We start from the raw sequence: 24,907 nt of genomic DNA, 5'->3' as shown, positions 1-24,907 counted from the left end.
TCATGGATAGTGAAGATGATTGCGGTTTTGGCTATGACGCGTTCCGGCGGACGTGTCCTTCGCACACCGTGCTGGAGATGCTGGCCAGCAAATGGGTCTATCTGGTGGTTTGCGCGCTGCGCAAAGGCCGGCTGCGCAATGGCGAGCTTGCCCGAAAGCTCGAGGGCATCACGCCGAAGATGCTGACGCAGACGCTGCGGGTGCTCGAGCGCGATGGCTTGGTGCGGCGCGAGATCTTCCCGGTCATTCCGCCGCGCGTCGAATATGAATTGACCGAGCTCGGCCAGAACCTGGCGGGACTGCTTACCCAGATCAGGTCATGGGCGGAGCAGCATGCGCCGGATATCAAGGATGCCCGTGCAAGGGCAATTGCCGAGAGTGAAGGGGATTGGGCCGCGTAGGGCGGGTTCATTTTTCCCGCCAGGGCCGCAAGCCGCGACAATGCGCCAGCCTGATGGCGAGCGTTGGTGCGGCAAACCGCCAAGTCTTAGCCGATCATGGCGCTGCGGCCACCGACTTCGGCTTCGCGGATCTTCGTGTCGCGCGATTCCAGCATTTCCGCCTTGGAAAGCTCCGCTTCAGCTTCGCCGAGTAATGATTCGGCGGCGCTTCGCTGCTGGGCGAGGTCGCTTTGGGAATTCCTGAGGTTGTCGCGGCGCAGGCGAGCCGCCTTGGCGAAGGTCGGATAGGCGAAATGGTTGATGTCTGTGATGCCGGCCTTCTTTTCCTCGGCGGTGATCTGAAGCTCCAGCTCGACGGCCATGCGTTCGAACTCGGCGATCATCATGTCGAGCTGCAGCAGCTGCCGCCGCTTCTCATTCACCTGAAACTGTTTCAGCCGAACGAGGTTTTCACGTGACTTCATGATTCGGTACTCCCGGAAACGCACACCCGCACTTATCGTCCAAACCACCTGGAAACGCCCAGGCCGCACCCGTGTCCACCGCCTTTCCCCGAACTATGGGAAACAAAACCCTAAAGTTTTTTGCCGGCGGTAACCATTCGTTTACGGGCATTGTTAATCATACGGGTCAGGACTTAAGGCCGGGTAAAAATTCCGGCCACCGATGCGGAAGCGACGTCGATGAGTCCCTGGAGTCGCTTAGTCCGGGTTTTTAATGTGTTGCATTAGGAATTTGGTTCTGAGATTCATTATTAGATTCAAGAGGGTGTAGAAAGAGGTTAAAAAATCTGGTACCGTCATGGACGGGAAATTAGGATTTGTTAACCATTCAATGGCAGCCTCTGCACAAGGCAACCACTGCTCCGGGTCCGGACGGGTCGTGAAATGGTCCGGCAGCAGAAAAGGGGAATGAAATGCGTGTTCTGCTGATAGAAGATGACAGTGCAACCGCACAAAGCATCGAACTGATGCTGAAATCGGAAAGTTTCAACGTCTACACGACCGATCTCGGGGAAGAGGGCGTCGATCTAGGCAAGCTCTACGACTACGATATCATTCTTCTCGATCTCAACCTGCCTGATATGTCGGGCTACGAGGTCTTGAGAACGCTTCGCCTTTCCAAGGTCAAGACACCTATTCTCATCCTCTCCGGCATGGCCGGCATCGAGGACAAGGTGCGCGGCCTCGGCTTCGGCGCGGACGACTACATGACCAAGCCGTTCCACAAGGATGAGCTGGTTGCCCGCATTCATGCCATCGTGCGGCGCTCCAAGGGCCACGCCCAGTCGGTCATCACCACTGGCGACCTGGTGGTCAACCTCGATGCCAAGACTGTCGAAGTCGGCGGCCAGCGCGTGCACCTGACCGGCAAGGAATACCAGATGCTGGAGTTGCTTTCGCTGCGCAAAGGCACCACGCTGACCAAGGAAATGTTCCTCAACCACCTCTATGGCGGCATGGACGAGCCTGAGTTGAAGATCATCGACGTCTTCATCTGCAAGCTGCGCAAAAAGCTCGACGCGGCATCGGGCGGTCAGAACTACATTGAAACGGTCTGGGGGCGCGGCTATGTGCTGCGCGAACCGGAAGACATTCGCGTCAGCGCCTGAGCGACGAATCGCTCGAATCTTTTCCATAAAAAACCCGGCTTCGGCCGGGTTTTTGCATGACGGCTGGTAAGGGTCTGTTTTGGGCTGCTGAGCAGGAAACCGTCACGCACTTTTTCTGGAATTGCTCAAGGGTACCGAATCAGGTGCGCTCTTCAAGGTGCGAAAGCGCTCGAGCAGCTGCGGGCGGTTGAACGGCTTCAAGAGATAGCCCTGGGCGCCGGCTCGCTTGGCCCGCATGATCGAAGCAATATCGAGCTCGACCAGGGAAATCAGGATCTGCGGCCTTATCGGGCTCTCCATGGCGCGGACGCGACGGATGAGATCGACCGCCGGTACGTCGGGCAAGGCGCCATCGACGACGATGATGTCGGGCATATCGGCGGCGCACATCTCCAGCGCGTCAAGTCCGCTGGCGGCCTCGATGACAATCATTTCGGAGCCGCCCAGGATGCGTTTTGCAACCTTCCTGATGACGCTTGAATCGTCGACGAACATGCAGCGTTTCATTTCCGGGTCCTCTTTGCCTTCTGGCAGTCCGGTAGCGTCGGGGGCATCCAGGACGCACCATAGGCCAAACTGGTAAAGAAGCCGAAAAGGCGTTAGGTAAAATTTTTACAAAGATAGGCAGGTGCCTACTTTTATTCGCGAATGCTTTGGCGCTGCCTGGACGACCAGACGCATCTCAAGTCGATGAGCTGGAATTACAGATTTCAATGTAGAAATACTTCGCTTTATCGGCTGCGCAATCAGGCCGCAGAAAGCACGATTTCTTCCGGCGTCGCGTGGATCGATATCGTCATGCCGGCTTCGCGCGCCAGAAGCAGCGTGTAGTAGGGCTGCACGGAATGCGCGTCGATCGGTTCCTCCGGCTTGTGGCCGGAATGCAGTTCGAGGAATTTCGGCGGCACACGCAGCATCGGGCCAGCCGACGCAAGCGCGAAACGAGGTTCGGTCTCAAGATTTTCCAGCGTCACGGAAAGCTTGCCGCCGCGCGGAATGGCGGCATTGGCGACGAGGATCAGGTTGAGCAGCAGCTTGACCTTGTTCTTGGGCAGCAACGCGCGGGGCCCGTTCCAGGTCAGTTCCGGCTTTTCGTTCTTGAGGAAGGCGATGGCGACCGCTTCGGCATCGCCGGTATCGATCAACATGCCGGCCGAGCCGGCGGCACCAAAGGCGATGCGGGCGAACTGCAGGCGGGCCGAAGCGTTGCGGGCGCTCTGACGGATCAGCTTCATGGCGTCCTCGTCGGCGCCGCCTTCATCAAGCAATTCGAGCCCGTTGTTGATCGCGCCGACCGGCGAGATGATATCGTGGCAGACCCGGCTGCACAAAAGCGCTGCCAGATCGGGTGCGGAAAGGGTGAACAGATCGGCCATCGGCGAAAAATCCCTGCAAAATCTCACAACTCATGGCCGGGCGATCGATCGTCGCCTGCCACACGAATCACACACTCTCTCCTCGGGCTTTCTGAATACACAGCGCCCGTGCGTGCAGCAACAAATCCAAATTGTGGTTGTGGCAAATGGCGTGTTGACGCAGGCTGCCGGCCCCACTTGAGCGACCCCAAACAGCCTTCGAACCGCCATGTTCATGTGGGAGCTTAATGGTTGAAAAAGGATTACGGCATAGTTTGCCCCTAACAGTTACCCTTAACGGCCGGCTAAAAGAGCCGTACGGGGTGCGAGGCGTCGGCGAAGGTGCTCCCTGACGGAGATTGGAAGCATGTTTTCCCGATACTACGACCGGAGCTTTCTCCGTGTCTTCTCAATGGCGGTCACGCTCCTGGGCGTTCTCGTCTTCTCGACTTCAACCCTGCGGGCCCAGGAATACACCGCTCAGGAGATTGTCGATTCCGGTCACAAGTTCTTCGGCGCGACATCAGGCGGGCTCGCCACAGTCGTCGAGAAGATTTTTGCTTCCTACGGCCTGCCCAACGGCTATCTGCTGGGCGAAGAGGGCTCGGGCGCGCTGATCGGTGGCCTGACCTATGGCGAAGGCACGCTCTACACCAAGAATGCCGGCGATCACAAAGTGTTCTGGCAAGGCCCATCGCTCGGCTGGGATTTCGGCGGCGAGGGGTCGCGGGTGATGATGCTGGTCTACAATCTCGACGATGTGGGCAGCCTCTACAACCGCTATGGCGGCGTCGCCGGTTCGGCCTATGTGGTGGCTGGCGTCGGCTTCAACGTGCTGAAGAACAACAATGTGGTTTTGGTGCCGATCCGCACCGGTGTCGGTGCCCGGCTTGGCGTCAATCTCGGCTATCTGAAGCTTACCGAGCGCGCCACCTGGAATCCGTTCTAAGCTGAAGTCCTTGGCTGTCGTTTCCCAAAACCGGGACCGCTTTTGGGGCGACATGCATTAAACTCGTGGCGTTGCGGCAAACCCTTGCCGCAACGCTGGATTTCCGCCATGTCAACGTGGCACAGTCAAAGCGCTCTATGCGCTTCTGGTTTATCTGGTTTGATGCTTACCGGCCACAACGGGTAGTCACTTGGTCCAGTCGGTCCTGTTCTTCGTCCTCGGCTTTCTCTGTGCTAGCTTTCTGGCGCTCATGGTGGCTCCGGCCATATGGCGTCGTGCGGTCACGCTTACACGCAGACGCGTCGAATCCTCGATCCCTCTGACGCAAACCGAAATCCAGGCGGACAAGGATCGCATCCGCGCCGAATACGCCATGACGACGCGCCGCCTGGAAATCAGCGTCAAGGCGTTGCGAGAGAAGGCGGCCGAACAACTCGTCGAGATCAATCGCGGTCGCGAGGCCATGAAGGGCCTGGCGGTCGAGCGGACGGACAAGAACCAGGCTCTGACCGATCTGGGCGCGAAGAACGAAGCGCTGCGCCAGCGAGAGGGCGAGTTGCAGCAGCTTTCGGAGCGGCTGAAGGAAACCGAGCGCAAGCTGGAAAAGCGTGCACTTGAGCTGCAAAAGCTGGAGCGCATGTATGACGACGCCAGTTTTTCCTCGAGCAGCCGGCAGATCGAACTCGTGGCGCGAGAGTCCGAAATGCAGAAACTCGCCAGTGACATTGCGATGCTGCGCGGCCAGCGCAAGGAAGCCGACAGGCGCGGCCAGGAAATCGCGGCCGAAAGCAAGGCCGCGCGAGAGGCCCTGAAAGCCGAGAAGAAAAGGACCGCCGAACTCGACAAGAAGGTCGAGCGGCTGCTGGCCACACTTGCCGATCGCGAAGACAAACTCGACCGCCGCGAAAAGGAACTGGCACGCATGCGCGAAAGATCGAAATCCGAAGACAGCGCGCCAGCCTTGCGCCTGGTCGGCAAGGGCGGCGATGTCGCCAAGAGCGATGACTTGGACAAGGCAATCGCCAAGCTCGACAGTGACCGTGAGCAGCTCGAGGCGAGGCTGACGGCGCTGGCGCGCGAGAACAAGCGGCTGAAGGCCGACCTCACCGCACTGGCCGCGTCCACGGCCACGGACAGCAGCTCCGCCTTGCGCGAGCAGATGAACGCGCTGGCGGCGGAGGTCGTCCATCTGACGGCGAAGCTCGAGGGGCCTGGTTCGCCGATCGCCAAGGCATTGGCGGTACCGTCGGACGCCCGCTCCGGCAACGGTGACCGCAGTCTTGCCGACCGCGTGCGCGCGCTGCAGAAGGCTGACGCGACAAGCTGAATCAGGCCTCCTTAGAGCATTTCACCGTTTCACGGAAACGGCGAAATGCCCTAACTCTTTGCTTTGACGCAATTCTGGACGGAAAACCGCTTCACACTTTTCCTGGAATTGCTCTAGCCGAAAAATGATGCAGCGCAATGGCTGAAGCCGCGGCGACATTCAGGCTGTCGAAGCCTTCCGCCATGGTGATCCGCACGTCGTGCAGGCTTGCGAGCAGGTCGTCCGGCAAGCCTTCGCCCTCGGTGCCGAGATAGAGCGCCAGGCGCTTGCTGCGCTGCGCATCGCGGATGTCGGTCTTCCCGCGTGGCGACAGCGCGAATTGATCGAAGCCACGTCGGGCGAGCATCGTCGTGAAGCCGGCGGTGTCGGAGAACGATGCGAAAGGGATCTTGAGCGCGGCGCCGACCGAAACGCGGATCGCCTTGCGATAGAGCGGGTCGCAGCATGTCGCATCCAGCAGGACCGCGTCAGCGCCAAAGGCGGCGGCATTGCGGAAGATCGAGCCCACATTGTCATGGTTGGCGATGCCGACGAGCACCACGACCAGCGCCTGAGGCGGCAAGCCATCGAGCAGGTCTTCGGCCGGCTGCGGCTCTCCCTTGCGGCCAATGGCCAGGATGCCGCGATGCATATGAAATCCGGCGATAGCGTCCATCACCGCGCTGGTGGCGACATAGACCGGGAGGTCGGCGGGCGCCTTGCTCAGGATGTTGTCGAGACCTGCCAGCCGGTTTTCCAGGACCAGGATCGATTCGGCGGCAAAGCGCCCGGTCGAGAGCAGCAGGTCGAGCACCACCTTGCCTTCGGCGACGAAGCGGCCTTGCCGGCCGGCGAGGTCACGCTCGCGAATGTCGAGATAGGCAGCGACGCGCGGATCTTGAGGGTCGTCGATGCGAATGGGATCCATGCATTCCTCGCGACCGTCGCATCGGCCCGAAAATCCGGACCGCTTCCCGGCGCTCACCTTGTTTGGAAAGCACGATGCGACAATTCGGGACAATCAGCCAGCTCTGTACGCCCCGGATGGGCGCATGTCGCTCTGAAATCGCCGGCGAGATCGGCGCTATGTGGTCAGGTCCCAGCACGGCGCAAACGGTGCGCCATCTGGGACAGATCATCCTTGCCGCTGCCGAAAATGCCGTCCAGCATGACAAGCAGTTCTCGCACGGCGTCGGATTTGCAGGAGTAGTAGATCATCTGCCGGTCGCGGCGGGTCTCGACTAGGTCGAGCGCCCGCAACTTGGCGAGGTGCTGGGACAGGGCGGATTGGCTGAGCATCACCTTCTCGGCAATGCCTCCAACCGACATCTCACCTTCGGCGAGGTAGCTCATGATCAACAGTCGCTTCTCATTGCCCATCAGCATGAGAAACTCTGCCGCCGATTCGGCGTTCACGATTAGCTTTGTCGAGACCATCGATCCCCCATGCTTCCTGTTCATCCCGACGCCATGGGGGCAATGGCGTCTGATTCCATAAATTCACTTGTCGATCGGCGCTGGCGATTCAGCGTCACCAAAAGGTAGAGCATTTCACTTAAATCTCAAGTGTTGCTTTTGGTCCAGCATAATTAAGTCTCCGTCCCGGCGTCGACAATGGCTCGGCCGGCCTTGGCCATATCGACCAGAACGTGCCGCAATTCACCTGCCGCCGCCAAAGGTTGTGGGTAAAAGGCACGGCAAACATCGTCGCCCGACACCAGGTCCATGCCATCGGCATCGAATCCGGCAACACGCCAGCCGTTTCCGGATACTTTCGCGAAATGCTGTGCGTAAACGGCGATCGCGTCGAGATGGTCGGCGTTCATGTGGTCGATGGCCGATTGTTCGCGCGCCGCGAGTTCCTCGACGATCGGTCCGCTGGTGAGCAAATCCGATCGATCGAGGTGATAGGCCTTGCCGAAGCCGCCGTTGAGGCTGGCGTGTTGCGGATCGAGGCGAAAGATCGAAAAGTCGCCGAGACCGGCGTAAAGTTCCGCCTTGGGATTGTGATTGAGATAGCGGCGCTCGACGCGGGCGTGTTCGGCAGATCCGCGCTCAAGCCGTGCTGCCTGGCAGATCAATGTCAGGCGCGGGTGCGCCAGCGGGTCGCCCTTGCCCGGTTCGCCGAGCAACAGGGAACAGCGCGGATCGGCAAGCAGGGCGCCGGTGTGCGCCGAAAGCATCGACACCAGGATCAGCGGCGCGCCGTCGATGTCGGTGGCCACGCCGACCCTGCTGGCCAGCGGCGAGCCGGTTTGCGGTTCGATCACCGCCAGGGCGCCAAAGCGGGCGCTGCGCAGAAGCGTCTTCGCCAGCCGGATCGCTTCGGCGTCCGTCTCGCGGATCACGTCCTTTTTCGGCTCGTCCAAGGCAGCACCGCAGTAAGTTGATCTTTCTTCTCTAGTTATCGTTATCGGTCAGCAAGCCGGATTTGACAAGGCCGTCGATCTCGGCTTTCGCAAAGCCGAAACGTGCCAGAATTGCCGATGGCGACAAATCCTCATTGCCTGGCATAGTGGCCAATGTCGGTTGCGAGCTCGAGAAACGCGGCGCGGGGGCCGGGCGCTCAAATGCACCTGTCGTCACAGAGGCGTTGCGTGCCCGATTGTGCGGGTGGTGCTTCGCCTCTTGCAGCGACAGGACGGGGGCCACGCAGGCATCGGTCTGGGCAAACAGCAGGTCCCAGTCGTCGCGTGGTTTCTGCCGGATCCGATCGGCAATGGCGGCGCGCATCGGCGGCCACAGGGCCTTGTCGTACTGGCCGGACGCAAAGCGCTCGTCGAGCGGCAGCAGCCTGGCGAATTCGGTGAAGAATTGCGGCTCGAGGCAGCCGATGGCGATGTGCCCGCCATCCGCCGTCTCATAGGTGTCGTAGAACGGGCGCCGGAATCGAGCAGGTTCGCGCCGCGCTTGTCGCTCCACAAGCCGGCCGCCGTCAAGGCGTGCAGGGGCACCGCCAGCATTGAGGCGCCGTCGACCATCGCTGCGTCGATGACGTCACCCTTGCCCGTGCGAGAACGTTGGAACAGGGCGGCCAGCACGCCGGCAATCAGCATCATGGCGCCACCGCCATAGTCGGCGACAAGGTTGAGCGGCGGGACGGGACGGCCGTCGGCATGGCCGATGGCGTGCAGCACGCCGCTATAGGCGAGGTAGGTGATGTCGTGGCCGGCGCGGCCGGCGAGCGGGCCGTCCTGGCCGAAGCCGGTCATACGGCCGTAGATCAGCGCCGGGTTGCGCGCCAGCACCGTTTCGGGGCCGAGGCCAAGCCGTTCCATGACACCCGGGCGAAACCCTTCGAGCAACATGTCCGCCTTTTCGGCAAGGCGCAGCAACAGATCGGTGCCTTCACGGCGCTTCAGGTCGAGGCGCAGGAGGGCGCGGCCATGGCGGTCGATGTTGTACTCATCCGGCAGCGACAGGAGCTCGCTCGTCCCCGTCCGTTCGATGCGCAACACTTGCGCGCCCATCTCCGACAGCATCAGGCCGGCCAGCGGCACCGGTCCGAGCCCGGCCATCTCGATCACCTTCAGCCCGGTCAGCGGACCGGTTTTAGCGGCAGCGGACAGGCCGGCGTTCATGACCTTCTATTTCGGCGCCATGCGGATGGCGCCATCGAGACGAATGGTCTCGCCGTTCAACATCTGGTTCTCGATGATGTGCAGGGCGAGAGCGGCATATTCGGACGGTTCGCCCAGGCGCGACGGGAAAGGCACAGCGGCGCCCAGCGAATCCTGAACCTCTTGCGGCATGCCGGCCATCATCGGCGTCTTGAAGATGCCGGGCGCGATGGTGCAGACGCGGATACCGGAACGGGCAAGGTCGCGCGCCACCGGCAGCGTCATGCCGACGACGCCGCTTTTGGATGCCGCATAGGCGGCCTGGCCGATCTGGCCATCATAGGCGGCAACCGAAGCGGTGTTGACGATGACGCCGCGCTCGCCGCCCTGCAGCGGCTCGAGCTTCGACGCGCGCTCGGCGGCGAGGCGGATCATGTTGAACGTACCGATCAGATTGACCTCGATCACCTTGCGATACTGATCAAGGGGATGGGGACCATCCTTGCCGATCGTCTTCACGCCGATGGCGATGCCGGCGCAATTGACCAGGATCCGCGGCTCGCCAAGCTTGGCGGCTACGTCGGCGAGCGCAGCGGTTCCGCTGTCGGCGCTGCTGACGTCGCACTGGACGGCAATACCACCGATCTCGGCCGCGACCTTGGCCGCGCGGTCAATGCCGACATCGAAGATGGCGACGCGAGCGCCCTTGGCGGCCAGCGCGCGCGCCGTTGCCTCGCCAAGACCGGAGCCGCCGCCGGTGACGATCGCGATCTGGCCGTTCGGGTTCATGGCGTCATCCTTTGATCTCAGGAACAGTGGGACGGATCAGGCGCCAGATCGACGGGAAAGGTCAAGCCATCGCCGCGACAGGATCGGCCACCCTGGCCTGATCGGCGTGGCAGACCTCGCCCAAGAGCCTGGCGACCGCGCCCGGCGCGATCTCGTGCGACAGCAGCCGGTCGAGATCGACGGGGCGCGGCATCGAAATCTGGCCGCGCGGAATCCGCTTGAAACCGAGCGGCCCGTAATAGGGCTCGTCACCGACCAGCATGACAGCGGGCGCGCCGGCCTTGGCGGCGGCCTCCAGCGCGATTGCCACTAGCCGGCGGCCGATGCCGAGATTCTTGAAGGCCGGCCGCACCGCGAGCGGCCCGAGCATCAATGCGCGGCCGGCACCGGCGGCGATGCGGGTCATGCGCACCGAGGCGACGACGATGTCGCCATCGACGGCGACAAAGGACAGCGAGCGCTCGTGCCCTCCGGCTTCACGAATCTTGTAGGCGGCCAGCACAAAGCGGCCGGGCCCGAAGGCTTCGTCGTTGATGGCTTCGATCTCGGGGTCGTGCGCCGGGGTTTCCGGCAGGTATTTCACGTCGGCAAGGCTCATGGTCTTTGCGTTCCGGTAAGGAGGAAAGGTTGCTGCAAACGGCAGCGTTCGCCAGTCAGCGCTTCATCAAGCGCGGGCGCCCTTTCGTCGTCGGTCAAACCGGATCGAAGCAAAATCGAACATGCGGATTTCCGCTAGCATCAATTTCCCGCCGCTGCAATCGGCCGTTTTTGTACGTCATTTCCGCCAAGTGACGGTCTGTTCAGCACCTGACGTCTTCGACAGGGCAGCCTTGCGCCTACATCAACCAACAGGACGCAAGGAGATTTGTATGGGAATGCTGGTCGAAGGAAGGTGGCAGGACCGCTGGTACGATACAGCGGACAATGGTGGCAGGTTCGTGCGGACGCAGTCGCAATGGCGCGACTGGGTCACCGTTGACGGGGCGCCTGCCGAAGGCCGGACGCGTGGTTTCAAGGCCGAGCCCGGCCGCTATCACCTCTATGTCTCGCTTGCCTGTCCGTGGGCCCACCGGACGTTGATCTTTCGCGCGCTGAAGAAGCTGGAAGGCGTCATATCGGTGTCGGTGGTGCATCATTTGATGGGCGGCAACGGCTGGACGTTCGTGGCTGAGGACGGCGCCACGGGCGACATGCTCTATGGCCTCGACTTCCTGCACCAGATCTATGCCAAGGCCGATCCCGCCTATTCGGGCCGGGTGACTGTTCCGGTGCTGTGGGACAAAAAGGAGCAGACCATCGTCTCCAACGAGTCTTCCGAAATCATCCGCATGCTGAATTCAGCCTTCGACGAATGGGGCGACGCCAGCCTCGATTTCTATCCGAAGGCATTGCGCGGCGAGATCGATCGCATCAATGCGCTGGTCTATCCCGCGGTCAACAACGGCGTCTATCGCGCCGGCTTCGCCACCACGCAACGCGCTTATGAAGAGGCGTTCGGTGAAGTGTTCACAGCACTGGATGCGCTGGAGGAGCGGCTGTCGAAGCAGCGCTATCTCGTCGGTGGTCCTATCACCGAAGCCGACTGGCGGCTGTTCACCACGCTGGTGCGCTTCGATCCGGTGTATGTCGGCCATTTCAAATGCAATCTGCGCCGTATCGCCGACTACCCGAACCTGTCCAACTATCTGCGTGATCTCTACCAGGTGCCTGGTGTGGCCGGGACGGTGAACATGCATCATATCAAGGCGCACTATTACGGCAGCCACCAGACGATCAATCCGACGCGGATCGTGCCTGTCGGACCGGAACTGAATTATGGCGCGCCACACGACCGGGCGCGGTTCGAGAAAGCGGCGGCCTGATCTACCAGTAGGGCGAGGGCTGCTCGCCGTCAAAAACCTCGGCGATCCGGCGCAGCGTCGCCGGCGTCGTGCCCTGCGGCAAGCGGTCGAGCGGGAAGAAGCCAGCTTCGGCGATTTCGTGATCCGGCCGCTTCGGCGCCGTCTGGCTGAAATGCTCGAGCAAATAAAAGCCGACATGGTCGCGGCGGCTGGAGCGGCGGTTGAAATGCATCGATTTGAACACCGGCGGGGCGGTGAGAGCGATGTTGCCTTCCTCGGCCAGTTCACGGGCCAGTGCCTCGTTCATCGTCTCGCCGACTTCGACGCCGCCGCCGGGCAGCTGCCAGCCTGGTACGTAGGTATGGCGAATGAGGAAGACGGACTTGGACGCACTGTCGTGGATCAGGCCGCGCACGCCAAGCGTCATCGGCCTCCGCAGCACGAAATAGAGATGGAACAGCCTGGCCCTCAAACCTGGCCAGCCGGTCTGGCGGAAGGCATCTTCAGGGCTCGTCATTGATAGCGAAACCGTGGGTGGAAAGCCGCGCGCGCGTCGCCTATGAAGGTTGTATGTTCAGGCTCGCGCATATTTCCGATGTCCATCTGGGGCCGCTCCCCGATGTATCCTATCGCGATCTCGCCTCCAAGCGCGTGCTCGGCTATGTCAACTGGCAGCGCAACCGCCGCCGCCATATGCATGATGCGGTCATTGATACGATCGTCGCAGACATCAAGGCGAACACGCCTGACCACCTCGCCGTCACCGGCGACCTGGTCAATCTGGCGCTCGACGGCGAGATCGAGATGGCCAGGCACTGGCTGGAGACACTGGGGCCGGCGCATGATGTTTCGGTCGTTCCGGGCAACCACGACGCCTATGTGCCAGGCGCCTTCGACAAGGTCTGCCGATCCTGGGCGGCGTGGATGAGCGGCGACGGTGTCAACACGCCGGTCGATCGTAACGCATTTCCCTATCTGCGCGTGCGCGGCAACGTCGCGCTGATCGGTGTCTCGACGGCGCGCGCCACGGCACCCTTCATGGCCAATGGTTTCTTCATGGAAGGCCAAGCGAAGCGGCTCGGCAAAATCCTTGGGGATACCGCCGGACAGGGGCTGTTTCGCGCCATCATGATCCATCATCCGCCGGTGCGCGGCGCGGTCCCGCAGCACAAGCGGCTGTTCGGCATCGCCCGCTTCAACAAGATCATTCGTCGCCACGGCGCCGACCTTGTCCTGCACGGCCATTCACATCTGCCGTCGCTGTTCTTCATCGGCGGTCGCGGCGTCAGGATTCCGGCGGTCGGCGTCGCCGCCGCCGGCCAGGCGCCGGGCGGCAAGAACCCGGCGGCGCAGTACAATCTGTTCGACATTGACGGCGAGAAGGGCAATTGGCGGATCCGGCTGACGCGGCGCGGCCTGACCGGGCCGTCCATACCGCCATCCGATCTGCAGACGGTGGAGCTTGGCGCCGAGGCCGCTATGGCCGCAAATTGACAACCATGGCCACGATGCGGTCCCAGAACAGGACGACCGACACCACAAGGCCGACCAGTGCGCCGGCAGCGACCAGGCCAAGCCCGGACAGAAGGGCCGACCAGCGTTTGCCGCGCTCCGTTGCGCGCAGCGGCGGTTCGGCTTCCGGCACATACGCACGTTTCAGGCCGGCGACGGCGGGTTCGACGCCGCCTTCCAGCATCCTCTGACGCTCGACGATGCGCTCGGCGACATAGCGTGTCACGGAATCGGCAACCGGCTTCATCTCGGTGGATTCGGCAAGCACCACCCGGCCGATACGGGTGTCCTTGAGGAAGCGATAGGTCCGGCGGTCGCGCCCCATGGCGACATGGCTGATGGCGTCGATCCACAGGCGCGGCTGCAAGCCGGACGAGACGACAAAGTCGAAATTGTCCATATCGGCCGGAACATCGGCAAAAACCGGTGCCAGTTCGGCGGCGAGCAGATCGAGACGCATGCGATGCGCCTCGCGCATGTCGACGACGACGTCGTCGCGGTCGGCGAAGGCATTTTTGACATCACGGATGGCATCGGACAGTTTCTTGGACTGGTCGATGGTCTTCTCGCCTGCTTCCTTCATCGGCGTCCGCCTCGTAGGTTTGGTTAACACCGGGTTAACACAGCCGCCGGCAAAATGCACTGGCGAGATCGACGGCCCCGGGGTGTCCAGGAAGGTTGTCGTGCGCGAAAAAGGTCAGCTGGCTGCGGCGGCGAATTTCTGGCGGTGTGGCCTGGCGCGACGATTGGTGTTGCGGCGAATGATCTCGGCAACAAGGTCGGGGGCTTCCTCAGCCAGCATATGGCCGGCCTCCAGCACGTGGTGCACGTGAAAATGCGCCGGCAGGTCATCCGCCTGGGTAAAGGGCAGCACCGCATCGCTGATTCCCCATGCCACCATCACCGGCATGTTCAGTCCATCGAGGCGATCGTGCGGGATGACGCCTTGCCGACCGTCCACGGTCATGGCGGCTGCGATCTCGACGAGCTTTTCGAGTTGGCCGGGTCGCCTGCGCATTTCCCAAAGGGTGTCCACCGTATGTTCGAGCGGCGGGGCTGAAGGTCCCGACATGACGGCGAGGCAGGAGCGGATCTCGGACCGATCCGCGGCTTCGGCATAGCGGCGCAACAGCGGTCCATTGATTTCGGGGCCAAGGCCGCCCGGCGCCAGAAGCGTCAGCGAGGCTATCTTTTCGGGCTCGGCCAGCGCCATCAGCGCCGCCACGGCACCGCCCATCGAGTGGCCCACGAGATGAACGCGCTTCAGGCGGCGCTCCGAGAGATCGGCGAGCACGGCCTTGGCTGCCACCCTGGCGGGACCGGCGGCGGGAAAATCGAGCGACAACCCGTGCCCAGGCAGATCATAGGCCAGCGTATGCGTGGAAGGCGTCAGGGCGGAAATCACCTCGTGCCATACATCATGGCAGCCGCCGAAACCGTGCAGCAGGACGATGGCCTTCGAGCCAACACCCTCTTCGGCGGCAAAAAGTGATGCGGTCATGAAAGCTGATTTTTTGTTATTGCAGAATGCGCGACACCCAATGGTGGCTGAATTGCTCCTAGTCCAACGTGATGACCAGTAAAATTTTCGCGATTTGTACGGTTGTGTACAGAACCTGGCGACCAATCGGCAATCTGCGATGGAGCGCCGGAAATCCATCGGGACGCGGCGCAGCCAGTGCGCGGACGTCGATGGTGTCAGCTTGGGCTGCCGAGCCCGGCAGCGCGGAGTGCCTGGACCAGCCGGTCGGTCAGGTCGGCCGGATATTTCCGCTCGACGAAAGTCGCCCGCGGATCGGCGGCAAATTTGGGGAACTCGGTGGTCAGTTGTTTCAGCAGCGTGCTCACCAGATGATCCTGTCCGGCAGCCTTGGCGCCGATCAGCCGCGCCGCCAGATAGTGTGATTTCGTTGCCGTCGTTCTCAGGGCCATGCTGGCCGCGACTGCCTTGTTCATGTCGCCGAGCATGAACTCACCGACGAACAGCCCGTAATCCCACCATGTCGGGTGCCCGCTGAAGGTCTCCACCGCATGATCGAGGATCGGCGTTCCTTCAGCATATCGTCCGGCGAAGATCAGCCCGTAGCCGTAAGCGGCGGCCATGCCGAGATCGTAGGGGTTGAGTTCATAGGCCTTGCGCATCCAGCGGATCGCTTCGTCCGTATTGCCGAGGCGCGAACTGACATAGCCGTAGGAGCGATGCGCATAAGGGCTGGTCGGACCCATCTGCACGCCGCGATGGGCAAACTCGACGGCTGTCTCAATCGTCGCATTGGGCGGATAGGCGTAATGATCGGACACCGCCTCGAGATGCAGGGAAGCAAGTTCCGAATAGACGAGCGAGGACTTGGTTCCACCATTGGCCAGCTTCTCGAGGCATCGGTAGGCTGCCTCATGGGTCCTGGCGTTCTGGTCGAGGTAATATTTGCCGTTGAGCAGCAGGCATTGCGTCAGACCGTTTGGCGTGCCGGTCTGCTCGATATAGTTGTAGATGGTGCCGGAGGCGGGGAGTGCCGAGCTAAGCATATCGGCGATACGGTCTTCGACCGCTGCAGGTGCGCTGTCGGCGGGGGTGAGATTGCGCGATAGAAGCACCCGTCCGGACGCCATGCTTTGCAGTTCTATGGTGATGTCGCCCGCGTCCGGTCCAGATAGGACGTCGAATATGAAGCTCGTCGCGTCGTCGGCCGGATCGCCGACGGTGTCGCGGCCGATGAAGTCGATCGTATCGAAGCCACTCAGGCCGGCGCGCAGCGATGCGGCGACACGGCTGGCGTCGGGGCCGTCAGCCTTCAGTCCGATATAGACTTGCGGCAGGGCGTCAGCCCTTGCCGATGCCGTGATGCTTGCGGTTGCGCCAGCGATCTCCGGCGTTGCCGAGATGTCGCCGCCTGCCAGCAAGGCAGTGCTGCCCTGGCGAAGGATCAGTACGCCCAGCATGGCGATGACCAGAGCGATCGCCATCCAGAAAAAGCGGAGATGGCGCGCCACCGAGGGAGCCGGCGAAGATGGTACGGAAGCCAGAGACATCGCCTCCAGCATGCCCGTGCCGGCTTCGTTTGACCGATCGGTGGATACGGCGCCGTCCTGCCTGAGTTCGGGAACAGCCTCGGCAAGATCCGGCAGGCGGATCGCGTTCAATTCATAGGCAGGAACATAGCCGCCGCGCGGAATGGCGATGCGGACCGGCTCGGCAATTCCCTCATTGGCAAAATAGTGCTGCAGAAGTTCGCGCAGCCTGCCTGCCTGCACACGCACCACGGCATCGGTGGACGGATCGAAGTCGCCGTCCTTGCCGAAAACATCCATGGCAATGGAAAAGCCCTTGAGCCTGTCGGCTTCGCCGGCCTGTTCACGTTCGACAAGATAACGCAGCAGCTTGCGCGCGCGTTCGGATCGGCCGAACGTTTGGCTGGCAAGCAGTCGCTCCAGTGTCTCGCGCACTGCGGGGGCGGCAGGCGTGGCATGCTGCAAGTGTCGATCCTCTCGAAGTCGGCACAGGTTGAGGCGCGATCATATAGGTCCCGCACCACCACACAAGTATACACCCCGTTATGCGATCACGTACCCACCGGATAATTCCGCGGTGGTTAATGGCCCGAAAGATCGGAACCGTTCACCAGATTGGGACGGTTCCGATCTTTGTTCCCGCCGGGCGTCAGCCGGCTTTTTAACCGACGATACGGTTCGCGGCAGACATCACTGCTTCCAGCGAGGCAGCGACGATGTTGGTGTTGATGCCGGCGCCGAACAGCTTGCCGCCGGGATATTCCATCTCGACATAGGAAATGGCCGACGCGTTCGAGCCGCGCTGCATCGAGTGCTCGGAATAGTCGAGCACCGACATCTCGACACCGACATGGAGCGACAGCGCATTGACGAAGCCATCGATCGGGCCGGTACCCGTGCCTGTAATCGTCACTTCCTTGCCGTTGTCGAGGATGACCGCCTCGACGACGCGCCGGCCCTTGATCTCGGTGCTGGGATAGGTGTGGTGATCGAGGAATTTCAGCCGCGCGCCGGGCTGGTCGACATAGGTCTCGATAAAGCGCTCGTAGATGCGCCTGGCCGGCACTTCCTTGCCCTCGGCATCGGTGATCGCCTGGATTTCCTGGCTGAACTCGATCTGCAGATTGCGCGGCAGGTTGAGGCCGTAATCTGCCTGCAGCACATAGGCGATGCCGCCCTTGCCGGACTGCGAATTGATGCGGATGATGGCTTCGTAGCTGCGTCCGACATCGGCCGGGTCGATCGGCAGATAGGGCACTTCCCACAGGCTCGTATTGGCCTTCTTCAGCGCCTTCATGCCCTTGTTGATGGCATCCTGGTGCGAACCGGAAAAGGCGGTGTAGACGAGTTCGCCGACATAGGGATGGCGCTCGGGGATCTTCAACTGGTTCGAATATTCGTAGACGTCCTTCATCCGGTTGATGTCGGAGCAATCGATCAAGGGATCGACACCTTGCGTGTACATGTTCAGCGCCAGCGTGACGATGTCGACATTGCCGGTGCGCTCGCCATTGCCGAACAGCGTGCCTTCGACGCGGTCGGCGCCGGCCATCAGGCCGAGCTCGGTGGTGGCGATGCCGGTGCCGCGGTCATTGTGCGGATGCAGCGAGACCAGCAGGTTTTCCCGGTTGTCGAGGTTGCGGCACATCCACTCGATGCGGTCGGCATAGATGTTGGGGGTCGACATCTCGACCGTCGAGGGCAGGTTGATGATCAGCTTGTTGTCCGCCGTCGGCCTGACGATCTCTGTGACGGCGTTGCAGATCTCCAGCGCCACTTCCAGCTCGGTGCCGGTAAAGCTCTCCGGCGAATACTCGAAACGAAAGCCTCCGCCGGCCTTGGCCGCCATGTCGGTGATCATCTTGGCGGCGTCGGTGGCGATGCGCTTGATGCCGCCGACGTCCTTTTCGAAGACGACGCGACGCTGCAGCTCGCTGGTCGAATTGTAGAAATGGACGATCGGGTTGGTGGCGCCCTTCAGCGCCTCGAAGGTGCGGGTGATCAGCTCCGGCCGGCACTGCACCAGCACCTGCAGCGAGACATCGGCGGGCACGTTGCCTTCCTCGATGCACCAGCGGGCAAAGTCGAAATCGGTCTGCGATGCCGACGGGAAGCCGATCTCGATCTCCTTGAAGCCCATGTCGAGCAGCAGGCCGAACATGCGTGCCTTGCGCTCATGGCCCATCGGATCGATCAGCGCCTGGTTGCCGTCGCGCAGGTCGACCGAGCACCAGATCGGCGCCTTGTCGATCACCTTCGAAGGCCAGGTCCGGTCGGTGAGGCCGACGGTCGGATAGGGCTGATATTTGCGAGCCGCGTCGGGCATCCCTTTGGCCGAATCCGTGTCGGCTACCGCGGCATCGGAGCGGATTTCTTCTCGTGCGTTCATCGTCGGTTCTCCCGGCGGCTCATGGATCCACCTTCGGTGGATTGATGGCGAGCGGCGCCTTTACCAGAATTTCGTTCGCTTGATGTGATTGCCAAGGAGCATGCGCTTGCGCGGCGGTTCGACCGCCGGGCGCTCCTTCAGCGAACCCGGCGATCGCCGATAAGGCCGAGAAGAAGCAGGGTCGAAGCCAGCGCGCGCACGGTCTCGCCGGAAAAACCGGTCGAACGGGAAGCGTTGGTGGCGCGCGTGTTCATGGCGGTTCTCTTACAGGAGCCGCTTGTGAGAGGCAAGTGGGTGGCCGCGTGGTGGGCCGTGATCTGTCGGATGTTGTCCCGAACATGCGCGCTCTTCCCCACGCGCGGCAAATGCGCCAGACTCGGGCATCGACAGGGTTTCGATGCCCCTGTCGCGGGAGGGGTCGTCCATGAATTTCGTGTTCTTCTCGCCGCATTTTCCCGCCAACGGCGCGGATTTCTGCGACCGCTTGAAGAAGGCCGGGGCCAGGGTGCTCGGTATCGGCGACGCGCCCTATGACGCGCTCGACGCCAAGCTGAAAGCAGCCCTTTCGGAATATTACCGCGTCGCCGACATGGAGGACTACGATCCGGTGTTCCGGGCGGTGGGGCATTTCATCCACAAATGGGGCCGTATCGACCGTTTTGAATCGCTCAACGAACATTGGCTTGAGCTGGAAGCCAACATCCGCACCGACTTCAACATCTACGGCACCAAGCTCGATTTCGTGAAGAACCTTAAGCGCAAGAGCCGCATGCGTGCCTTCTTCCGCAAGAGCGGCGTCGACACCATCGCGCAGCGCAAATGCTCCGACCGTGCCGGGGCCATGACTTTCATCCGGCGCGTCGGCTATCCCGTCGTGGTCAAGCCCGACAGCGGTTCCGGCGCATCGAACACCTTCAAGATCTCCAACGCCAAAGAGCTCGACCAGTTCTTCCGGGACAAGCCCGAGGACGTGACCTTCGTCATGGAGCAGTTCATAGAGGGGCTGGTGGTGACCTTCGACGGGCTGGTCAACCGCGACGGCGAGGTGGTGCTGGCGGCCAGCCACCGCTACGACCAGAGCGTCATGGAGGTGGTCAACAAGGACCGCCATATGAGCTACACCTGCTTTCCCAGGATCAGCCCGGCGGTCGAGGAGGCCGGCCGCAAGATCCTGAAAGCATTCGACGTGCGCGAACGCTTCTTCCACATCGAGCTGTTCGAGACCAAGGACGACCGGGTCATCGCGCTGGAGGTCAACATGCGCCCGCCCGGCGCCTGGATGACCGATGCCATTAACTACACGTTCGACATCGACGTCTACGCGGCATGGGCCGACATGGTGGTCAGGGATGCCGCCGGCGGCCCTTACGAGGGGAAGTATTTCACCGCCTATGCCAGCCGCAAGCGGCGCCTCCACTATTTGCACAGCCATGAGGACGTGCTAGCCGCGCAGCGTGACAAGATCGTCCACCATCAGGCCATCGAAGAGGTTTTCAGCCGCGCCATGGGAAATTACGCCTACCAGATGCGCTCGAAGGACGAAGCAGCGTTGCGTGCAGCGGTCGCGTACATCCACGCGGAAAAGGCGTAAGGCGATGGACATTTCCTATCACAAGAATTTCTCGAGCCAGCTCGGCCGCGACATGGAATACAAGCGCTACGGCCATGCCGGCCGGCCGGTGGTGGTGTTCCCGACCTCGCAGGGCCGGTTCTACCAGCTCGAGGATTCCGGCGGGGTGGGCGCACTGGCCGAATTCATCGACACCGGCCGCATCCAGCTGTTCACGGTCGACGGCGTCGATTCTGAATCCTTCTTCGACAAGCATGCCGACGCCGCCCACCGCATCGCCCGCCACGAGGCCTATTTCCGCTATGTGCGCGAGGAGGCGCTGCCGGACTTCCTGTCCACAGCCGAGCAGGCCAATGGCGGGCGCAAGCTGAAGCCGCTGTTCTCGGGCTGTTCGATGGGCGGCTATCACTCGTCGAACTTCGTCTTCCGCTTTCCTGAACTCGCCAGCGGCGTCATTGCCCTGTCGGGCGTCTATTCGGCGCGCGACTTCTTCGGCAAAGCGCTCGAGGGCGACATTTTCTACAACTCGCCGCTCGACTATCTGCCCGGCATCGTCGATCCCAAACTGCTGGCCCGGCTGAAGGCGCTCAGGCTGATCTTCTGCTGCGGCCAGGGCGCCTGGGAAGAGCGGATGCTGGTCGAGACGCGCAGGCTGGAACAGATCCTGCGCGACAAATCCATTCCCGCCTGGGTCGACTACTGGGGCGGCGATGTCAGCCACGACTGGCCATGGTGGCACAAGCAACTGGTCTATTTCTTCGGCCGTTGGCTGGATGAGGACCTGATGCACAGGCTCGACTGACAGCGGGGCTCGTCCGCTGACAGCTACCCTTCCTGGCCTGCCGGCAGAGCGACGGTCTCGTGTTCCGACGCCGATCCGCGACGCAGGCCAAGGAAGACGACGATGGCGGTCATGACGGTGATTGCCGCCAGCACGATCAGCAGCCTGTCGAACGCCGTCTCGTAGGCCTGGACCAGAACAATGGCTCCGGCCTGGGGCAGATGTTGTGCTGCTTCGCCGAGATTGCCGGTCACCAGCAGTTGGGCTGCCGCTGCTGCCTGCGTCGAAGATGCCGTTCCCTGTGCGGCGAGATGCGCGGCGGTAAAGCCGGAAAGGGTCGCCATGACGATCGCCAGCGCCACGCCCTCGCAAGCGACGCGGGTGGTGTTGAAGATGCCGACCGCCATGCCGGCGCGCTCTCTCGGCACGACACTGACGGCGAGCCCGTCCATCAATCCCCAGGGCAAAGCGATGCCGACGCCGATCAGCATCAGCGGCGCCACCAGCGCACTATCGACCGGTGGTGTCAGGCTCAGCCAGACAAGCCCGGCGGCAGCGACGAGCAGGCCGACGCCGCAGATCGTGGCTGGCGCGATCCAGCGCGCCAGCTGTCCGGCGAGCATCGGCAGGATCAGCAGCGGGCCTGATAGGCAGATCATCAATTGCCCGGCCTTGATCTCGCTCATGCCCTCGATGCCGATGAAGCGGATCGGCAACAGGACGAGCAGGACGACGAAGGCGTAAGCGGGTGCCGCAGCCAGAAACTGGACGCCGACGAAGCGGGGATAGGCAAACAGCGTGAGGTCAAGCATCGGCCGTTGTGCTCGCCGCTCGACAAAGACGAAGGCGACAAAACAGATGACAGAAGCGGCCAGAAGGGTGACGACAAGGGGATCGGCCCAGCCGCTCTGTGGGGCCTGGAGCACGCCATAGGTCAGCGACGCCAGCGCGATCGTGAAAGTGCCGGCTCCCGCCCAGTCGAGGCCAGTCGCATCCGGGTCTCGCGATTCCCTGATGGTGCGCAGGCCGAGCATTGCGGCGGTAATCGCGAGTGCTGCAACCAGAAGAAAGATCGACCGCCAGCCGAATGCAGAGATGAGCAGGCCCGACGCGATCGGGCCGAAGGCGAGGCCGATACCGAAACTGGTGCCGAGAAAGCTGAAGGCGCGCAGCCGCAACGGCCCTTCGAATTCCTGGGCAAGTGCCGAGGCGCCGCCAGCGAAGGCGGCCGCACTGCCGATACCCTGCGCGGCCCGGAAAATGTCGAACCAGATGATGTCCGGCGCCAGCATCGCGCCCAGCGACGCCAGGACATAGAGGGAGAGGCCGACGAGGAAGAGGCGCTTGCGCCCATGATTGTCGGCCAGAGCGCCCGACGCCATCAGGGTGGCGCCGAAGGTCAGCATGAAGGCGTTTGTCACCCAGTTGAGCTCGATCGGACTGCCGCCGAGATCGGCCGCGATGCGCGACAGAGCGACGGCCGGACCGGTGAAGGTCAAGGGCATCGTCATCGCGGCAAGGCACACGGACAAGAGCACGAGCCATCTCTCGGCAGAGCCGGTTGTGGTCCTGGAAGTCATGGATTTCCCTATCTGAAACAGTACTCGCCGGTGGCCCGCGCGATTGCGGAGCCGGTCGTGATGACAAGATAGGTCGTCGGCATTTCAGGAAAAATGGTGTTATATCTCCTGGCATATCGGACTGAAACGCTCGAATGGAATGACGCAATGGATCGTCTCAACGGGCTCCTGGCCTTCGCCCGCACCGCCGAATTCGGCAGTTTCGTCGCCGCCGGGCGGGCGCTTGGCATCTCGGCTTCCGCTGTGGGCAAAAGTGTCGCCCGGCTCGAGCAGGAACTCGGCGTGCGGCTCCTGCAGCGCAGCACGCGGCGCATTGGCCTGACGGAAGAGGGCAAGCTGTTCAACGAGCGGGTGCGCCGCATCCTCGACGACATCGACGATGCCGAGGCGATGCTGTCGCAGACACGGGAAACACCGCGTGGGCGGCTGCGCATATCCACCCCGATCGTCACCTATCATCTGCTGCTGCCGGTGCTGTCGGAGTTCATGGCACGCTATCCCGAGATCGAGCTCGACATCGATTTCAACGACCGGATCGTCGACGTCATCGACGAGGGTATCGATGTCGCGATCCGCAGCGGCGAACTGCCGGATTCGCGCCTTGTGTCGAGACCCGTTGCGCCCTTTCGCATGCTGCTGTGCGCGGCGCCCTCCTACCTGGACCGCCATGGCGCCCCCAGCGTGCCGGCTGATCTCATCAGACATTTCGGCATAAACTTCCGCTTCCTGAACAGCGGCAGGCTGCTGGAGTGGCCGTTCACTACCGGAAGCGCCGAACCGCAGATCCGCTCGATGCTGACCTGCAACAACATGGAAGCCTTGAAGGGCGCCACGCTCGCCGGCCTCGGCATAGCTTGCATGCCGGATTTCCTGGTGCGCGAGGCGCTGCACGAAGACAGGCTGCGTACCGTCCTCGATGGTCATGTCGACGGCCGTGGCCAGTTCCGGATGCTGTGGCCCTCCAATCGCCATCTGTCGCCGAAGGTGCGCGTCTTCGTTGATTTCCTTCCCGAGCGACTTGCTGCGACAAGCGGCTCGTAGCCAACTCATCGAATAAATATGATTAATATTGTCATGTTTGTGTGGAAACATCGGAGCGGCTGTGGCATGCCGCTGACGGTGAGGGTGCCGCGCGGCGCCTTGCCCGAACCGTTTCGAAGGACTTGAGCGATGGACCAACTTAGCGCGCAAACCCGGATCAGCGACGCGGCGATCAGATCGGTGATGGACCGGCTGCGCGCAGAGCACAGCGAATTCGAGATCGACACTGGCGTTGCCGACCAGTGGGAGCTCCGCCTCTACTACGGCTCGTTGAGCGCTACGCTCGATGATGAAAGCGTGCTGATCCGCGTCGCGGCGACAGACGAAACCTGCCTGTCCTACATGAAGATGACGGTCGCCGGCCATGTCGCCGAACATCTCGGCACGACCAAGGGCATCCATTGGCAAGGCGACGGCAGCGACGCCGGTACTCCGGTCTTCTTCCGCGAGATCACGGTGATGTCGTCGACGCGGATATCGGCGCATATGCAGCGCCTGCGCTTCGCCGGCAAGGATCTCGGCCGATTTAGCCATGGCGGCCTGCACATGCGGCTGCTGCTGCCGCCGCCTGGCCGCCGGCTGGTTTGGCCGACGATGGGCGCTGACGGCTTGATCGTCTGGCCTTCTGGCGACGATGCGCTTGCCGTGCGGGTCTACACGATCCGGGCGCTGGATGCCGCAAGCGGTTGGCTCGATGTCGATTTCGTGTTGCACCCCGGCCAGAACACGCCCGCCGCCACATTCGCGCAAAACGCACGGGCGGGAGACGTCATCGGCATGATCGGACCCGGCGGCGGCGACGCCCCGGTGGCGCAGACCTTGCTTCTGCTCGGCGACGACACCGCGCTGCCCGCCATCGGCAGGATTTTGGAGCATCTGCCGCCATCAACACGTGCCGAGGCGCTGATCGAGGTCGATAGCCCGGATGACCGAATGGCGCTGGCGCAAGGGGACAATATCGACATCACCTGGCTTTACCGGCGCGGCCTCGAGGCCGGCACCGCGGGCCTATTGTCGACCGCCTTGCGTGAGCGCAATCACATGGCGCTTGCCGACGGCCTGTACGTCTGGGCAAGTTGCGAATTCGGCGATTTCCGGGAGATACGCAAGATCGTGCGCAAGCAGTGGGGCCTGCCGCGCGACCGGCACCTGGTTACGGCCTACTGGCGTCGGGATGCGCATAGCGTGGGCGAGGGCGGCGAGGACTAGTCG

General features: G+C 62.4%; 25 protein-coding genes and 1 pseudogene. 10 read left to right on the top strand and 16 right to left on the bottom strand.

All coding sequences use genetic code 11. The features are described from left to right. Nucleotides 1-2 precede the first annotated feature (2 nt). Nucleotides 3-401, top strand: coding sequence for a winged helix-turn-helix transcriptional regulator (locus tag NKJ67_RS26535; protein WP_023809911.1), 399 nt, complete (start codon nt 3-5; stop codon nt 399-401). 86 nt (nt 402-487) lie between these two features. On the opposite strand, the gene NKJ67_RS26530 is transcribed toward NKJ67_RS26535, so the two are convergent. Then, nucleotides 488-865, bottom strand: coding sequence for a flagellar export protein FliJ (locus NKJ67_RS26530; RefSeq protein ID WP_013529907.1), 378 nt, complete (start codon nt 863-865; stop codon nt 488-490). 452 nt (nt 866-1,317) lie between these two features. Here NKJ67_RS26530 and ctrA point away from each other — a divergent pair, with 452 nt between their 5' ends. Then, nucleotides 1,318-2,013, top strand: a complete 696-nt coding sequence (gene ctrA / locus NKJ67_RS26525; protein WP_006203583.1) for a response regulator transcription factor CtrA — start codon at nt 1,318-1,320, stop codon at nt 2,011-2,013. 102 nt (nt 2,014-2,115) lie between these two features. Here the strand turns inward: ctrA and NKJ67_RS26520 are convergent, their stop codons facing one another. After that, complete coding sequence (locus NKJ67_RS26520; protein WP_127268016.1) at nt 2,116-2,520, bottom strand: response regulator; 405 nt, start codon at nt 2,518-2,520, stop codon at nt 2,116-2,118. Between the two features lie 239 nt (nt 2,521-2,759). Then, complete coding sequence (gene chpT / locus NKJ67_RS26515; protein WP_024504504.1) at nt 2,760-3,389, bottom strand: histidine phosphotransferase ChpT; 630 nt, start codon at nt 3,387-3,389, stop codon at nt 2,760-2,762. Between the two features lie 391 nt (nt 3,390-3,780). On the opposite strand from chpT, the gene NKJ67_RS26510 reads away from it, so the two are divergent. After that, entirely contained in the window at nt 3,781-4,317 is a 537-nt protein-coding gene (locus NKJ67_RS26510; protein WP_245463604.1) for a DUF1134 domain-containing protein, read from the top strand. 190 nt (nt 4,318-4,507) lie between these two features. After that, nucleotides 4,508-5,644 (top strand): coiled-coil domain-containing protein, encoded by a 1,137-nt coding sequence (locus NKJ67_RS26505; protein WP_352584058.1) that lies wholly within the window; start codon nt 4,508-4,510, stop codon nt 5,642-5,644. A gap of 91 nt (nt 5,645-5,735) precedes the next feature. Here the strand turns inward: NKJ67_RS26505 and NKJ67_RS26500 are convergent, their stop codons facing one another. The 7 genes and pseudogenes from NKJ67_RS26500 to NKJ67_RS26470 all read right to left on the bottom strand — a co-directional run bounded on the left by NKJ67_RS26500 (nt 5,736) and on the right by NKJ67_RS26470 (nt 10,570). Beyond that, nucleotides 5,736-6,551, bottom strand: a complete 816-nt coding sequence (locus NKJ67_RS26500) for a TrmH family RNA methyltransferase (RefSeq protein WP_352584056.1) — start codon at nt 6,549-6,551, stop codon at nt 5,736-5,738. A 164-nt stretch (nt 6,552-6,715) separates the two neighbouring features. Further along, on the bottom strand, nt 6,716-7,060 hold the full coding sequence (locus NKJ67_RS26495) for an ArsR/SmtB family transcription factor (RefSeq protein ID WP_352584054.1): 345 nt from the start codon (nt 7,058-7,060) through the stop codon (nt 6,716-6,718). Nucleotides 7,061-7,212: 152 nt separating this feature from the next. After that, a complete protein-coding gene (locus NKJ67_RS26490; RefSeq protein ID WP_352584052.1) occupies nt 7,213-7,992 on the bottom strand; it encodes a HugZ family pyridoxamine 5'-phosphate oxidase in 780 nt (259 codons plus the stop codon). A gap of 31 nt (nt 7,993-8,023) precedes the next feature. After that, nucleotides 8,024-8,545, bottom strand: a complete 522-nt coding sequence (locus NKJ67_RS26485) for a CoA transferase (RefSeq protein ID WP_352584153.1) — start codon at nt 8,543-8,545, stop codon at nt 8,024-8,026. An 80-nt stretch (nt 8,546-8,625) separates the two neighbouring features. Next, nucleotides 8,626-9,105: pseudogene (locus NKJ67_RS26480) on the bottom strand (CoA transferase); the annotation flags it as partial. Between the two features lie 105 nt (nt 9,106-9,210). Continuing rightward, nucleotides 9,211-9,972, bottom strand: a complete 762-nt coding sequence (locus NKJ67_RS26475; RefSeq protein ID WP_352584050.1) for a 3-hydroxyacyl-CoA dehydrogenase — start codon at nt 9,970-9,972, stop codon at nt 9,211-9,213. A 61-nt stretch (nt 9,973-10,033) separates the two neighbouring features. After that, nucleotides 10,034-10,570, bottom strand: coding sequence for a GNAT family N-acetyltransferase (locus tag NKJ67_RS26470; RefSeq protein WP_127317843.1), 537 nt, complete (start codon nt 10,568-10,570; stop codon nt 10,034-10,036). A 271-nt stretch (nt 10,571-10,841) separates the two neighbouring features. Between NKJ67_RS26470 and NKJ67_RS26465 the strand changes: the two genes are divergently transcribed. Then, nucleotides 10,842-11,834: a glutathione S-transferase family protein gene (locus tag NKJ67_RS26465; RefSeq protein WP_352584048.1), complete on the top strand. Its 993-nt coding sequence runs from the start codon at nt 10,842-10,844 to the stop codon at nt 11,832-11,834. A gap of 1 nt (nt 11,835) precedes the next feature. Here NKJ67_RS26465 and NKJ67_RS26460 read toward each other — a convergent pair whose 3' ends face one another. Next, entirely contained in the window at nt 11,836-12,330 is a 495-nt protein-coding gene (locus tag NKJ67_RS26460) for an NUDIX domain-containing protein (protein WP_352584046.1), read from the bottom strand. Between the two features lie 53 nt (nt 12,331-12,383). Between NKJ67_RS26460 and NKJ67_RS26455 the strand changes: the two genes are divergently transcribed. Then, on the top strand, nt 12,384-13,307 hold the full coding sequence (locus tag NKJ67_RS26455; protein WP_292458860.1) for a metallophosphoesterase family protein: 924 nt from the start codon (nt 12,384-12,386) through the stop codon (nt 13,305-13,307). Here NKJ67_RS26455 and NKJ67_RS26450 read toward each other — a convergent pair. The 4 genes from NKJ67_RS26450 to leuA form a co-directional block, all read right to left on the bottom strand. Continuing rightward, on the bottom strand, nt 13,291-13,908 hold the full coding sequence (locus NKJ67_RS26450; protein WP_127267380.1) for a hypothetical protein: 618 nt from the start codon (nt 13,906-13,908) through the stop codon (nt 13,291-13,293). The two genes, NKJ67_RS26455 and NKJ67_RS26450, sit on opposite strands and share 17 nt — an antisense overlap. 114 nt (nt 13,909-14,022) lie before the next feature. Next, nucleotides 14,023-14,826 (bottom strand): alpha/beta fold hydrolase, encoded by an 804-nt coding sequence (locus NKJ67_RS26445; protein WP_127267384.1) that lies wholly within the window; start codon nt 14,824-14,826, stop codon nt 14,023-14,025. 197 nt (nt 14,827-15,023) lie between these two features. Further along, nucleotides 15,024-16,799 carry a tetratricopeptide repeat protein gene (locus NKJ67_RS26440; RefSeq protein WP_352584043.1) on the bottom strand — a complete coding sequence of 592 codons (1,776 nt, stop codon included), beginning with the start codon at nt 16,797-16,799 and terminating at the stop codon, nt 15,024-15,026. Nucleotides 16,800-16,995: 196 nt separating this feature from the next. Continuing rightward, nucleotides 16,996-18,723, bottom strand: coding sequence for a 2-isopropylmalate synthase (gene leuA / locus NKJ67_RS26435; protein ID WP_352584041.1), 1,728 nt, complete (start codon nt 18,721-18,723; stop codon nt 16,996-16,998). A 424-nt stretch (nt 18,724-19,147) separates the two neighbouring features. On the opposite strand from leuA, the gene NKJ67_RS26430 reads away from it, so the two are divergent. Further along, entirely contained in the window at nt 19,148-20,314 is a 1,167-nt protein-coding gene (locus NKJ67_RS26430) for an ATP-grasp domain-containing protein (protein ID WP_256747461.1), read from the top strand. A 4-nt stretch (nt 20,315-20,318) separates the two neighbouring features. Beyond that, entirely contained in the window at nt 20,319-21,095 is a 777-nt protein-coding gene (locus tag NKJ67_RS26425; protein WP_352584039.1) for an esterase family protein, read from the top strand. 23 nt (nt 21,096-21,118) lie between these two features. Here the strand turns inward: NKJ67_RS26425 and NKJ67_RS26420 are convergent, their stop codons facing one another. Then, complete coding sequence (locus NKJ67_RS26420; protein WP_352584037.1) at nt 21,119-22,654, bottom strand: MFS transporter; 1,536 nt, start codon at nt 22,652-22,654, stop codon at nt 21,119-21,121. A 147-nt stretch (nt 22,655-22,801) separates the two neighbouring features. On the opposite strand from NKJ67_RS26420, the gene NKJ67_RS26415 reads away from it, so the two are divergent. Together NKJ67_RS26415 and NKJ67_RS26410 are read left to right on the top strand one after the other, a co-directional pair. Then, nucleotides 22,802-23,695 carry a LysR family transcriptional regulator gene (locus tag NKJ67_RS26415; RefSeq protein WP_127269787.1) on the top strand — a complete coding sequence of 298 codons (894 nt, stop codon included), beginning with the start codon at nt 22,802-22,804 and terminating at the stop codon, nt 23,693-23,695. A 129-nt stretch (nt 23,696-23,824) separates the two neighbouring features. After that, nucleotides 23,825-24,904, top strand: coding sequence for a siderophore-interacting protein (locus tag NKJ67_RS26410; protein WP_128308073.1), 1,080 nt, complete (start codon nt 23,825-23,827; stop codon nt 24,902-24,904). The last annotated feature ends 3 nt before the right edge of the window (nt 24,905-24,907 follow it).

The sequence above is a fragment of the Mesorhizobium sp. M0088 genome, from assembly GCF_040322895.1.
GTDB lineage: Bacteria > Pseudomonadota > Alphaproteobacteria > Rhizobiales > Rhizobiaceae > Mesorhizobium.
This window is presented reverse-complemented; position numbering and strand designations above follow the sequence as displayed.